This window comes from Mesorhizobium sp. RCAM 06353, from assembly GCF_059683585.1.
In genome coordinates, this window is record NZ_JCASIY010000001.1 from 85,619 (window position 1) to 99,360 (window position 13,742).

General features: G+C 60.5%; 6 protein-coding genes and 1 pseudogene. All 7 read right to left on the bottom strand.

What is annotated here, in order from left to right:
• The 7 genes and pseudogenes from AC56QX_RS35220 to proA all read right to left on the bottom strand — a co-directional run bounded on the left by AC56QX_RS35220 (position 1) and on the right by proA (position 13,162).
• On the bottom strand, positions 1 to 579 hold the full coding sequence (locus tag AC56QX_RS35220) for a hypothetical protein (protein WP_497118359.1): 579 nt from the start codon (positions 577 to 579) through the stop codon (positions 1 to 3).
• Positions 576 to 1,433, bottom strand: a complete 858-nt coding sequence (locus tag AC56QX_RS35225) for a DNA-binding response regulator (RefSeq protein WP_497118361.1) — start codon at positions 1,431 to 1,433, stop codon at positions 576 to 578. The genes AC56QX_RS35220 and AC56QX_RS35225 overlap by 4 nt, the downstream gene beginning before the upstream one ends.
• Complete coding sequence (locus tag AC56QX_RS35230; RefSeq protein ID WP_497118363.1) at positions 1,430 to 2,509, bottom strand: nucleotidyl transferase AbiEii/AbiGii toxin family protein; 1,080 nt, start codon at positions 2,507 to 2,509, stop codon at positions 1,430 to 1,432. Before AC56QX_RS35230 ends, AC56QX_RS35225 begins: the two co-directional genes overlap by 4 nt.
• Positions 2,506 to 3,306: a DUF6088 family protein gene (locus tag AC56QX_RS35235; RefSeq protein WP_497118365.1), complete on the bottom strand. Its 801-nt coding sequence runs from the start codon at positions 3,304 to 3,306 to the stop codon at positions 2,506 to 2,508. Before AC56QX_RS35235 ends, AC56QX_RS35230 begins: the two co-directional genes overlap by 4 nt.
• A gap of 124 nt (positions 3,307 to 3,430) precedes the next feature.
• Positions 3,431 to 6,064, bottom strand: a complete 2,634-nt coding sequence (locus AC56QX_RS35240; protein ID WP_497118367.1) for an AAA family ATPase — start codon at positions 6,062 to 6,064, stop codon at positions 3,431 to 3,433.
• Positions 6,061 to 7,185 carry a metallophosphoesterase family protein gene (locus AC56QX_RS35245; RefSeq protein WP_497118369.1) on the bottom strand — a complete coding sequence of 375 codons (1,125 nt, stop codon included), beginning with the start codon at positions 7,183 to 7,185 and terminating at the stop codon, positions 6,061 to 6,063. The genes AC56QX_RS35240 and AC56QX_RS35245 overlap by 4 nt, the downstream gene beginning before the upstream one ends.
• Before the next feature lie 12 nt (positions 7,186 to 7,197).
• Positions 7,198 to 13,162, bottom strand: a pseudogene (gene proA, locus AC56QX_RS35250) (anti-phage protein ProA).
• Between the last annotated feature and the right edge of the window lie 580 nt (positions 13,163 to 13,742).

Consider the following 13,742-nt stretch of genomic DNA (forward strand, 5'->3'; position numbering starts at 1 on the left):
TCATTCCGCCTCTGCCAACAACCGGGCGCGCTTCTCTACCGGGACGCCTGCGTCGATCAGCACCTGCTCGAAGGTGACCTGCCCGCCGATCGCCGGCTTGCCGTCGGCCTTGTAGCTGCGCCCGGCAGCCAGCTGCGCGGGACCCCAGGACAATTCCAACTGTGTGATCGAACTGCTCAACGCCTCGGCCAACATCCCGAGAAACCGTCGCGGGATACTGATGAGGGAGATCCGTCGCTCGCGCAGCGCGGTCACGACCTGCCGGGGCACGTCAAGACGCTGGGCGACGGCACGCCAATCGGCGACCGTCAGCGCCGCGAAGGGGTCGGTCATCGCCGCCGGCATGGCCGCCGCGTGTTGCGACCAGGCAGCGTCGAGGAGGGCCTGATCGGCAGCGGCCAACGGCGCGTCATCGTCGTAGACTTCGCGGCTAAGCTCGCGCGACAGGTCGACGAGCTCTCGGGCATATTCCGGATAAAGCCGCAAATAGCGCTCCAAGGTTGACCGGCCAGGCTCGCTCTCGACCGCGAACGCGTCGAGCACAGACTCGCGGGTTGGACGTTCTCCTGCGGGGCTCACCGCTCTTCTCCATCGGCCATGGCGGCCCGCAGAGCGGCGAAGGCTTTGTCGCGATAGGTTCGGACGGTCTTTTCGGAGCGGCCCAGGGCCTGGGCGATGGTCATGACGTCCGGCTCCTTTGAGTCAATGGGGAAGCCCTGTCTCAGCATGTGAATGATCCTGCTTTGTTCTATCGGTAGAGCCGCAATCGCCGCATCTAGGCGCAACCGGTAAGCCGGATCGTCTAAATCCGACAAGGCGAACGGGTCGTGAGCCCCGGCAGCAGCCTCGACCTCCGGTGACAGCTCACCGCTTTCCTCGTCATATTCGAGCGGTCGGGAACGGTTCTCGTCGCGCCAGGCCTGCTCCTGAGCATCGCGCCGCAGGCTAGCCAGCGCGCCGTCGAAACGCACCTCGAAGTAGTCGACCTTGTCGAAATAGGCGGAGCGATCCGCCGACAGTAGCTCGACGAACCGGCCGAACACCCTGTCGCGCACGACCCCGCGCGTCAACGATTCCGTCTTGCCATCAGGGCTTTCCGCCCTGGACAAACTACGCATTACCCGTTCAATCAGGATCCGATAGAGGCGCTCAAACCACATCTCGTTGTTATCGCGACGGCTCGCGCGGATGAAATAGACGAGACATTCGCTGGGGACGTATGCTGGGTCGGAGCGCTTCCTGATTGCAGCCCTGGCGATCAACTCTTCACGCGACAGGGCCGCCAGTTTGGCGATCAGCGCTTCTACCCTCTGGTCGCGCTTGTAGAGTTCGCCGCTGAGGCGTCGCTTGCGCAGCGGTGTTACTGCCGCTTGGCGCGTGCGCTGCGCGTCTGCCTCTTGCCCTCCACCGGCAGCTCCCTCAAACTGGTTCATCGCGCCGCCTCGCTTTCCATATCGCGCCTCTTGTTCAGACGCGTCTCGAGCGAGCGGATGCTGTCGAGCACCGCCTCAAATTCCGGAGGATCGCCGAAGATCATACCCTTCATGGCTCTGTAATCGACGCGCAACTGTTCGATCATGGCGTCATGCGGTGCAAGCGCGAACGAGCCAGGCACGGCGCTCGCGAGATCGAAGTCCGGTCGATTGAAGAACATCCGGGCATGCGCGACGCAGTCCGCGCCGAGCGCGCTGTTAGCGATGGCGGCGTCGCCCACCGGCGCCGCTCCGAGTTGGTGCAGATCATAGTAGTGTCGAGACACGCGCTGGCCGCCCCCACGCAGCTCTCGGCGCTTGTCGAACCAGCGTCGCAGCCCATGGAGGATGACGATCTTATCCCAGAAGGTGCGTTCAGGGTCGACCGTTCGCACGGCCGGCACGGTCAGGTCGAGCGCCGGCAGATCATCGTCGACATAGGGTTTGATCGGCACTTCGCTATTGGGGTCGAGCGCGGATTTCGCGCCAGACTCGATCTTGATCGCCGCTCGCACATAATCCGATCGCGGCGTTGCCGCCGGATACCAGATCAGCAGCGTCTGCCCATCGGGATCGGCATCGTCGGCGTCCACTCGTCCCGCCCCGGTATCGAGGCCGGCGGCCTTGAGCCTTTCTTGTAGGATCACAGTCAACTCGACGCGCAGCGGGCCGTTGATGCAGGCTTGGCAGGCGTCCTTGATCGCATCGAGGCGCGCCTTGCGTTTCTTACCGCTCAGCGCATCGAGCTCCTCGATGGTCGCCGGTTCGCCAATGTCGTCCCGAAACACCGTGACGTCGATATCCTCGGAGAAGCGATTGATCAGGCCGAAGCCTTTGGACAAGGAGGTTCCGCCCTTGAAAAGAAGGCGGGGTCCCCCCTCTTTCAGTCCATTGAACAAGGCATCCAGCGTCCAGCAGACCCAGAAGTCCTTTTCGATATTCTGGGATGCCGTGCCGAGGCGCAGCGCCGTCGTATCGAAGGCGCTTAACATCGTGTCCGACCCTGCCGCGAGGACCTCGTCGAAAGCCGCATTCATGTCTTCACGGTCCGGGTCGCGCCGCGCTTGGCGGTTCGTGTCTTGTCGGCAGAGTGCGGTTTCGGCTTCCGTCGGCCGATGGCTGCGTGATCATCGTCGCCGTCCCTCGGTCGTTGTCGCTGACGATCATGATCAGCATCGGCACCAGCATGATCATCATCACCGACATGCCAACGACCAACGCCAGCGTCGTTTTCGACAAGCGGCTTGAGAAACACCCACATCCAGGTTGGCAGCGCCGTCATACCCGCAGTGATGTCAGCTTTCAGCTGCGGGCCCGCAACGTGATCCTCGAAGAGCTTGGCGAGCTTGCGCTTGATGTGATCACTCTCTCCTTCACGGACCAGGAGATCGCGGAGCCAGTGAAGCGCCTGAACGACGCGCATCGCCGGTCGCCCGGCCCAGAACAGCTTGCTGGCCGCAGTCGGACGGAAGGTGATCGTGACGTTACCGAGCTTGATTGCACGACGGCGGGCGTCTGTATGAACCACGATTTTTGCCGGGACCGCGTCGGTCAGGCCCAGATCGTTTGCTGCGGTCATGCCATCGACAAGCATCCGGGTTTGGTCGCGTCGACCAACGGCGTCGATGACCGAGCGCGGATCGGGCGGGTTGGTTTTTTGGGTGAGCTTGTTGAAGCCAGGCTGATCGTAGAGTCCTCGATCGATTCGCCTGAGGGTTTGGGCTTTCGTCAACCGCTGCAACGCCTTATCGACGGCGTCCCGCGAGGCGAGATCCACGAAATCACTGGGCGTCCACACCTTGCGCGGCGCGTCTGCACGGATGCGGTCAAGCATGGCTGTCTTCAGATCGGGCGAGTCGCTGCTCATGTCCGAAAATTGTAGACGTTTTTCGGACGCTTAACAAGCAGCCTGTCCGAAAGATATATACAAGTTTCGGACAGAGCCATCTCATTTCCGCTTAGGACCGACTCGGTTGCCAGTCGCTCATCTGCAAAATGTTTCCGCCGAGTTTTGCGAACGCGCGTTGGCGGCAGGAGAAAACGAGAATCTGCTGATCGCGTGATTGACGATGCAAAGCGTCGAACATGCGCTCAATGCGATCGTCATCGGAATAGACCAACGCGTCATCCAGGATGACCGGTGTGGGTCGCCCGTCGCGGGCGAGCAGACGGGCGAAGGCCAGCCGGGTCAGAACCGAAAGCTGTTCTCGCATGCCGCCACTCAACCTCTCGACATCCTCGTCCTGACCATTGCGACGAACGGTCTGCGGCAACAGTGTATTCTCATCGAACACTATGGAGATGTCGTCGAATAACAGTCTGAGCAGCGGCCGCAGCTCGGACATGACCGGCTTGAGATATAGATCGCGCGCTGCCGAGCGCGCAGCGACCAGCGTTGTGCGCAGCCGGTCGAGGATGGCCTTTTCGATTTCGAAGCGTCCCACTCGCTCTTCAGCGACTTGCAATTTTTCCCTGGTCTCGCGCCAAGCTTCTTCCACCGCGTCGTCGGACCGAGTGCGAATATGGCCATTGAGATCGGCTAGAGTTACACGCAACTGACCTGCCTCCTGAGTGGCGGCATCCTGAACCGAGCGGGCACGGCGCAGAACGGCCTCGGCGCTGGTGAGATCGTGAGCGCCGTCGCGCAGGGGCGCAGCGCGCATTTCGGCCGCTTCGCGCAGAGTTTGTCGTGCGTTGGCCTCGGTAAGCAGCAAGCGCTCTTTTTCCTCGCGCGCTGCTTCAGGTCCCAATATGACGTCGAGGCTGGTCAGTTCCGCCTGGATGGTCACGTAAGCAGTCTCCGCGGCCATGACAGCCTCGTCGGCATGGCTGCGCAGGGGCAGGGCCTCGCGCACATTGTTGCGTGTTGTCGCCACACGCTGCTGGGCTGCTGCATGATGTTGCCGGATCTGTTGCGAATCGACTTTTAGTTCGAGGTCCCCGGCCGCGAGGGCACTCAGTCGAGCAAGCTCTTCGTGCAATTGCTGTATTCCCTTGGGCGCGAGATCGCCGAGCCGCTGACGCGCCAAGCTCAGCTCGGCGGCCTTGTCGCGCGCTTCAACCAGGCGCTGGCGTGCCGTCATGAGGCTGTCGACACCAAGGGCCGCAAGCAGGCTGTGGTGCTTCGCTTCGGCTTCTTCGATGGTCCGGTTGGCTTGCTGAGGCCGATTTGAGCGCAGGGTCAAAGCTCCGATGCCGGCAATATCTATGCGTACGGTGCCAGCAAAGCTTTGATCTTCTGCATGGGCCAAAGGCTTGGCATTGATGGTCACCAAATCGGCGGCGCCGTCCCGGTATTCCATGCGTAGCGTCGGCAGGGTTCCCTGTTGCGCTGCACGAAGGCCGGCAAGGTCGATTTCGAGCGCTTGGAGTTGCTCGACAGCCTGTTCCGGCACCGCCAGCATAGCTAGCGGTGCCTCTCCGTCTTCGATCTGGGTTCTGGCGACTTCGGCTTGGTTCAACCGGTTGTGTAGGCTGGCCAGTTGTTCGGCCGCGTCGCGCGCCAAGAGGGTCGCATCCAGCCGCGCGAGCACTTCGCGAGCTTCGCGCTCTTCCTGTTCGGCTACTTGAACTTCGGCCATCGCTTGTTCGTTTTCGGCAATGGCTGAAGCGCGCCGATCGAGAACCTCACTGCGGCGAAGCTGCGCAATCGTCGACTGCTCGCGCAAATCCGCGGCTCGTTTGAGCGCGGTCCGAAAACTATCGAGGGCCTGCTTCGCTGCGTCGTGGTGAATTACGGCCAGGGCAGCTTCCGCTTCAGCAGCTTTCAGGGCTTCGCTGTGCGATTTGGCGGCCTCGACTGAGGCTTCGGCGGCCGAGATGTCCTCCCGCCGGGTAGCGCCTTCTTCGGGGTTTTCAAGCTCAGACAAACGCGCCAACGCCATGCGCCGCTTGTCGAGCGCATCGCGCAGACCGGCAACTTCGGCGCTGAGGCGCAGTTCTTCTTTCAGCAGTTTGTCACGCTCATCGAGCGCCGCCGCATAGAGACCCCCGCTCTTGGGACGCAGCGTTGACGTAACCAGGCTATAGAGTTCTTCTTCACATGCGGCGGCGATTTCGGCCATGCGTCGCCCGCCGGTCAGGGCTTCAACTTCCCCCTGAACCGAGGACAGTAGGCTTTCGCGTACGCGTTTTTCGCCATCCTCCTCGCTTTTGCTGCGCTTTTCGATGCCGGTGACCCCTTGGCGAACCCAGAGCAATCCTGCCGGTCCTGCGGTTCCGCCATGGATTAGTTTGCCAATAAACGCTTCGGCCTCGTCCGCTTGAGCCAACAGTCGCCCCCGATCGAGGTCGATAACGCTGGCCAGCTTGCCTCCATAAAACTGCTTGGTAAGCCGATAGCGTCCTTCTGAAGTGGTGATGTCGGCCTCCACCACCGGATTGCCCCCACTATAAGGCCGTAGCAGTCTCACACCTTCGGGCGTCCCCGTATGAGGCTGGAAAAAGAGTGCATGGAGAGCTTCGAAGAAGGTTGATTTGCCGAATTCATTGACTGCGCAAAGCACGTTGACGCCGTCGCCTATGTTCTCGATGGCGACGCCTTGCCCGGCGAACCGTTTGACGTTGTGGAGCCGAAGGGCTGAAAGTTTCATGATCCCATCGCCTCGCAATAGCTAAACAGCCGAACCAGTGCTTCTCGCGATATGTCGCGTTCGACAGTCGACCGCCTTTCGTCGGTGCTTTCATCCAACAGTGCCTGCGCTGCCTCGCGAAGGGCACCGGAGCGATCGATCCGATCCAAATCGCCGCTTTCGCAGTCTGTCGCGAGCCCGTCCCCTTGCAGCTCCAGATAGGCGTAGTCGGGCGCGGCTGCCGCGACCGCCGCTTCGAGGGCGGTTCGTCTGCTTACCCGTACCCGGCCAGACGCGACAATTCGCAGCAAGGTTTGACGCCGCAAGTCTGCCGGTGGTAGCAACGCTTCAAATGCCGCCGCGCTCTCATCGCCAGACAGCAAATGCAGTGGAGCGGTTTTCCAGGAAAAGCTGGCTGTTTCGACGGCCACGATCTCGGGCAGGGCGCCAGGCCCGGTAATGGAAACGACAAGGGCCTGACCGGGTGTATCATGCTTGAAACGGTCAGGTTCGGGCGCACCGCTGTAGCGGCTGCGCTCATTGATGGTGACGGGCCCGTGCCAGTCGCCAAGTGCCAGATAATCGAGGCCGGCCTTGGTCGCGCGATCCGGTGCAATGACGTCGGACGCTGCTGAATCTTCGGAAAAGTTCTGAATGGCGCCATGAGCAAGGCCGAGCCGGATGGCGCCTTGCGGCGTCGCGGCGCTGTTCATCCACTCGGTAAGGTCGCGACCGGGTCTGCGGGTCGTGCACGGTGCGGGCAGCAGCGCCACGTCTGCAGCAATGGTCAGGATCTCGGGCCGTATCGCCAGCATGACATTGTCTGGCACAACGCTTCCAGCCGCGCTCCACAATTGATCAGCTAACAGTGAATCGTGGTTGCCTGGGAGCAATATCCAGCGCAAGGGCGCGCTCTGGCTCATCTCGGCAAGGGCCTGCCGCAACATCGCGGGTGAAGGCGTTTCGGTGTCGAACGTATCGCCGGCCAGAAATATGGTGGATGCACCATTGACCCGTGCCTGTTCTGCCAGCCGGCTGATCGCGCCATGGCGCGCTTCACGGAGCCGCCCGCGCAGATCCTCCGGCATGTTGCCGAACCGCTTGCCGATATGAAGATCGGAGCTGTGGATGAAACGAAACATGAGTCTCCGAGACTATGTCGATGCCAGGTTGCGCCGGACGCGATCGATGGCTTCATCCAGCCGGGAGCGTGATATCGCCGCAAGTCGCTCGACGCCGAGCAGACGTGCAAGGTCGAGAGCGGGGTCGGACTGTTCCAGAATGCCCTCGTTCGCAACGACGACAGCGGCCAGCTCGGCGATTGGAATGTCGGCAATGGACCGGCGGGCATCGGCATCGAACGGCATGCGATAGTCAAGCAGGTCGACCACCGTCCCTCTCTTCCATAGGAAGCTGCCGCTGGATTCTTCAGTTCTATCGAACTCGCGCAGATGCAGGTCGATCCGCTCCCGAATCTTGTTGCCCGTTCTGAGCCAGCCATGCGCCCGTGCGATGCGCTGCGCAAGGACGTCTTCTCGCAGAGGCCCTTCCTGTTCGATCACCGCGTCGACCATGGACCGCAGCGTGCCTCGGTAGACGAAGTCATAAAAATGATCCGGGCTGGTAGCGAATGCTGATAGGTCAGTGAGGCGATAACGGCCGCCCGTCGGTACAGAATCATGCGTCGAATTCGAGGCCGCAGGCAAAATTGCTCCAGATGCCGATGGCAGCTCTCCCGTCGCGACGGGAGCGGCGACAAGTTCTGGCTCTGATATTAGCGACAAGTTTTCAGGTTCGCCGATCGATGCAAACTCTTCGGCTGGCAATGGGTCTATGGGGTCGACCTTATGTCCCATGTCCCATTGGATCGTCGCTTCACTTTCCCGTTGTTCAGCTTGCTTGCGACGGCTTTCCTCGAGCAGTGCGGCGAGGCTGGCATGAAGCCTCTCGGTGCAACCTTCGAGATCAAACCACCAATCGGTTGACCATACCCGGACGATGTTCCACCCGAGGCCCCGTAGGACCTGCTCGCGGACCTTGTCTCGATCTCGCGCCGTGGCAGAACTGTGATAGGTCGCGCCGTCACACTCGACCCCCGCCAGATAGGCGCCGGCGAGATCGGGATGCCGAATCCCTATATCCACTCGAAAGCCAGAAATGCCGACTTGCGGAACGATGGTCCATCCGCGCTTCTCAAGCTCGGCGGCTACAGCTTCCTCGAAAGGGGATTCCAAGGCCCCGACCGATCCGCGTTCCTGCGCTGGCAATGCCACGGCGCCGCGGTTAGCAAAATCAAGGAAGGTTTTAAGATGCTGTACACCGATTGCCTTGGTCCGGTTGGGGTCGATCTGGTCGGCGGTAAAACCTGAAAATACTATCAGTTCCTGCCGCGCACGCGTCACCGCGACGTTCAGCCGGCGTTCGCCGCCATCCCGATTTAGCGCGCCGAAATCCATGGAGCGCTTGCCGGCGTTATCTTGAGAGAAAGTGATCGAAAACAGGATTATATCGCGCTCGTCGCCCTGGACATTTTCCAGGTTCTTGACGATGGCGGGTTCAATACGATCGTCGGCAAAGAACCATTCAAGCTCAGGCTCCATCTGCCGCGCCTTGTCGAAAAAGTCGAGGATGAGCGACTGCTGTTGCGCGTTGAAGGTGATGACTCCGAGCGTGGGTCGGTCCTTTTCTGGAAGAATCAGCCAACGCCGCATCCTACTGACCGCCTCATCGGTGACCGCTTGGGCTTCGATGCGGTTGGTGCGACTTTTTCCACGATCGTAGATGCCGGTCGTGATTTTTCGCAGCTGCACCGCCCGATCTTCCACCGTTGGGGAAGGGAAGGTGATGAGCCGATTCTGATAGTAATGATGATTGGAAAAGGCGATCAGCGACTCATTGCGGCTACGATAATGCCAGCGCAGATCACGCACCGGGATGCCGGCCGCTTTGGCTTCGTCGAGAATGCTCTCAAGATCCTTTTCGTGCTCGATGACTTCCTCGTCCTCCTCGTTGCGGCCAAAGAAATTGGTGGGCGGCAACTGCTTGGGATCGCCTACGATTATGGTTTGATGGGCTCGCGCGATAGCACCGACAGCGTCCCAGGTGGTGATCTGCGATGCTTCGTCGAAAATAACTACGTCGAACAGCGCTTGGTCGGGAGGTAGGTATTGAGCGATTGAAAGAGGCGACATCAGCATGCAGGGCGCGAGCTTGGCAAAGCTCGACGGCATAGCGCCGATCATCTCGCGGATTGACCTGCTGGGCCGCTGCAATTCCATCTGATGGCGCAACAGGCCCAACTCGGAATTGCGAGGGACGCTTTGCACAGCCGGCAGACCATGAGCGATGGCACTGATGACGCGAAGGCTTGCTTGAGCGCGGACAAGATCGTCGATTTCCCGGAAATCTTCGATGGCATGCTCGTGCTGGAAGCGCCGGAAATCTCGCAGCACCGGATCGGCATCCAGCGTGGCCGGCAGCCACCAGCGTACATAGGCCAGGCGGAACGCGGATTGAGCTTCGGTTGGTCGCACTAGACCCGCTTCGATATCGTCGACCAACGCTCCCAGATCCTGACTGACAGCTCTGCGACGAATGCCGCACCACGAAGTCCAGTCCCGCAGAAGATGGCGGGCAGCGAACAAGTCTCCCATCGCGGTCGTCAATTCGGTCAGTGGCTTGTCATGTCCTGCCCACGAAGGCGCCTTTCCAGCGGCGATCGCAAATTGGGTTCTCGCAGCCTCGAATGCCGCAGAAGCCGTAAGGAAGCGGGCTGCCCCATGGCGCATCGCGCTATCTGCTGCGCCGCTTCGCAGGCTCGGGGCGGTTGCTTGGAGGAGCGCTCTGAGATCCTCCGTACCGAGACCGGGCAGGCGTAGCGTCTGTCGAAGCCTTTCGGCGATCGAGAGTATCTGATCGATACTATGGGTGTCGGTATCAAGTGCAGCAAATCCGATCGGCTTGCCAGATAGGATGTTGGCTTCGACAGTGGCGCGGCGGTCCTGCATCACGCGCAACAGCGGCAAGTCGTGCTGAGGATCGGCCACGCCCTCTGTGACATAGCCTTGAAGCAGCTTCTGGACTTTGCGTTTGCCCAACTGACTGTTTGGCCAGAACGCAGAAGTGGCCTGTTGCCATTGCTGCTCTATGTCCTCTATTCGTATCCGCGCAACGGCTGCCTCGTCATAGCGTGCCGACAGGTCCTTGCGAGACTTGCGATAGTCTCCGATTGCATCATTGAGAGTGGCAAGGGCTCCCCGCAACTGGGCGAAATTTCGATCAAAGACAATGCTGACGTCATAGCCGGCACTGTCCTGGAGTGCCGCTGCTAGTTTTCGCAGCGCTTCGAGCTCCGCTTTTGACGCATCGCCTTTGACGCGCAGGCCGATGCTCACCAGGAAGGCGTCGAGTGCGGTCGCTAGAACCTCGGACGCGCTCTTGAGGGTCTTTGCCCCTTCGAGCAAATTGTCCTGCCAGCCTGACGTCCACTCGGTGACATCTATGAGACGCAAGACCGGTCGCATCTCCACCGACTGAAATGCGAGACCTGTTTCGGCGGCAATATGCTCCAGCCCCAGCCGGCTTGCCTCGTCATGGCCATCGCGTGATGGCCATGATAATCCCGGAGCGTGCTGTTGCTTGTTCTTGAGAGCGATGCCAAGCGCCAGGTAGGGCGTGAGGCCATTGATATGGCGCCGATGCAGCGCTTCGACATAGGCATTCAGTTCGTCGCGACGGACGCGAAGCCGCTCGTTGATCGCAATCCACTCCGCTCCGTCCACGCGCACGCCGCTTTCCCAGCTGATCCTGAGCTGGTTGAGAAAGTTGCGTCGGTCCGCCTTGCTGGAATGGAGTTCGAGACAATGCGCGCCCAGGCCATGTTCGCGCAAGCGGCGATACACTACATCGAGCGCCGCCGTCTTCTCGGCCACAAACAGCACGGTTTTGCCAACTGAAAGACAGTTGGCAATCATGTTGGCAATGGTCTGGCTCTTGCCAGTGCCGGGAGGACCGATGATGACAAAGTCGCGGCCCTCAGCGGCGGCAAGGCTTGCCGCGGTCTGTGAAGAGTCGGCCGGCAGCAGCGAAACGATATCGGACGGGGCATAGTGCCGGTCGAGTTCGCGCTCGTCCCGGAATGATGCGCCACTGCCCTCGAACGCTATCTCCGGCGTATCGATGAGGTGTCGCACGACCCGGTTTTCGCGCAGCGCATCGGTACGCTCGACCAGATCTTTCCACATAAGAAACTTGGCGAAGGAAAAGGTGGAGAGCGCCGTCTCGTCCACCACCTCCATGCCGGGGACGTCGCGCACTGCCTGACGCATAAGACCTAGCAGACGCGGCACATCAACGCCGCTTTCGTCTTCGGGCAGCTCACCGGAGAACTGTGGCAGTTTGAGTTCGAAGTCGCGCTCAAGAAACTGCAACAAGGTCGCATTGAACCGCGGCTCATCTTCATGAAAGCGCAAGGTAAAACGCGATGTTGCGCTGCGGCGCTCGATTTTGACCGGCACGAGCAACAATGGCGCGCGATAGCTGCGCTCGTCCTCCGGCTTTTTCTTCCAGCGCAGGAAGCCGACCGCCAGGAAAAGCGTATTCGCGCCGCCCTCGGCAAAGTCATTGCGTACTTGACGGTAAAGGTCGATCAGTCGGGATTCCAATTGGCGTCCATCGAGCGTCGATGGGAGCTCGTCGCGCAGGAGCGCTTCTGCTGCGAAACCGCGCTGCAGGTCACGTCCATGGACTTCGCGATAGAGAGCAGCATCACGCTCGCCCAATGGATTCTGTTCGGGCAGCGAAATCACCCGGATCGAGGCGCCCGCCATCAGGCGATCCTCGAGGTAGCCGACATCGGTGCAAAGAAAAGGAATTGTCTTCTTGGAGTCGGGAAAATTGAGCAGTCGGTTTCGCAGTGTCAAATCAAGGAGCTTTTTCTGCCAGCGGTCGATCCGCCCGGCCGCGGTCGTCGGCTTCACCTCGACGATGTCGGCAGGCATGGCTGTCACGACCGGTGCCGCTGGCAGCGGCAGCGCGATTTCGGTCGCCACCTCGGTATCCACGCCGCGACGCATCGGTTCGTGCGAGGCAAGCGGTGTAATGCCGCCGCTGCGCGAGCGGCGGATATCGATAGCGGCGACAAAGGTGCCTACCTGCGTTTCATCGAGCCGCTGCTCGATTGCCCGTTGCGCAGCCTCCAGCGTCATCGCCGGCCGATGCGTTACGCCAGTCGTCTCAAATACGATCAGTTCGCGCGATGCCAGCGCCTTGCGGATCTCCATGGCATCGGCTTCGATGGCGTTGGCGAGCGTCTTTTGTGTCATCCAGACGCCGACGGCAGCGTGGCCCTGGAACATAAGCACGACTGGGTGCAGGCCTGTCGCCTCCAGGGCAGAGGCGAACAGCAGACTGGCATCGAGACAGGTAGCCAGCCTCTCCGCCGTAATTGTTGAGGGACGTCGGATTTTTTGGCCTCGGCTTTCGAAGCTTGCAGGAGGCTCTGCATAATGCAGGGATAGACCAGCAACGGCCGAATAAATTGCGGCCGCCAGCATGAATGCGCGTTGCGGATTGCCGCTTTGATAGCCATCGAGGCTGGAGGCATGACCGTGCGCTGCGAGCCGCTCCGCTGCGGAACGCAGCAGTCCTGCGATCGCCGGGTCGTTCGGCATGACGAACGCAGGCAGCAATTGCGCCATATCGATGACGCCACCCCATTCGTCGCGGGCAAGCAGGCGCACCGCAACGCGCTGTTCGGCCAGCACTGCGCCTCCTGAGGTTAGGCGCAACGTTATCTCCCCGCGCTCAGCCTCGTTGAGACCGGCCAGATAGCTGGCGTCGAGATCGATTTTTCGATCGCTTAAGGGAAGCCGGTCGCCAGCAACGATCCGATCAATTGTCCAGCTTTTGGCGCGCAAAAAAGGGGGGGTTCGATGTCAGCTCGAGAGTGCATTTTTCGAAACCCTGCTGGGTCGGGTTGTTGAGCGCGATAGACCGGATCACCGGAATAGCATTTTGGAAGGATGCATACGTAAAGCTGGCGGCAATGTCGGCCACGACTTCTATTACGGGCGCGGCTGATATACCGGCGGCATCGCCAGTGTCAGAACTCGTTTCCATGCCCCATCCCCTATTTTCATTTACGATAGAACTTTGCGGCCAGAATTTGAAAGTAAATTCTCGATATGGTCGCCGCTTAGTTCTTCAGCAGCATAAATCTCTGAAATTCGAACCGCCTCCGTCAGCTCGACAGTTGTCGACCGCTGCAGGGATTGTGATCCTTGCCGCCGGGACAGCACGCTATTGCGTGGTGAGGCAGCTGCTCGAGGAGCTTTCGTGGCAGCCGCGCTTGCTTCCACGTTTCGTTGAGCCGCGCTGGTCGCTCGTTTGAGGCCGGACTGCGCGCGTTTGACAACGCAACTGGTGGGTCTTTGGTCCGACTCCTTTCAAGACCATAGGTAGTCGCCCCTTTTGGCTCGAAGCAAACAATCGCAGGTGAAGCCGCGCATCACCGCTTAGCGCCTCTTTTTGGTCGTTCGCTCTCTCAGGCGGGATCCCGAAAGCTGCCGGTCTGCTGAACGGACACGATCGTCTCAGATGGCTGGAAAGCGGACAAGTTGAGAGTCAACGAGCATCTGGCTGCTACGCGTCGGCAGACACTGATCAGTGGGGTGAGAACCCGAGATGATGAATCCATGTC

Bases quoted from the DNA above. Each gene is read 5' to 3' on its own strand.
- AC56QX_RS35225 (WP_497118361.1), bottom strand. From the start codon at position 1,433: ATGAACCAGTTTGAGGGAGCTGCCGGTGGAGGGCAAGAGGCAGACGCG.
- AC56QX_RS35230 (WP_497118363.1), bottom strand. From the start codon at position 2,509: ATGAATGCGGCTTTCGACGAGGTCCTCGCGGCAGGGTCGGACACGATG.
- AC56QX_RS35235 (WP_497118365.1), bottom strand. From the start codon at position 3,306: ATGCTTGACCGCATCCGTGCAGACGCGCCGCGCAAGGTGTGGACGCCC.
- AC56QX_RS35240 (WP_497118367.1), bottom strand. From the start codon at position 6,064: ATGAAACTTTCAGCCCTTCGGCTCCACAACGTCAAACGGTTCGCCGGG.
- AC56QX_RS35245 (WP_497118369.1), bottom strand. From the start codon at position 7,185: ATGTTTCGTTTCATCCACAGCTCCGATCTTCATATCGGCAAGCGGTTC.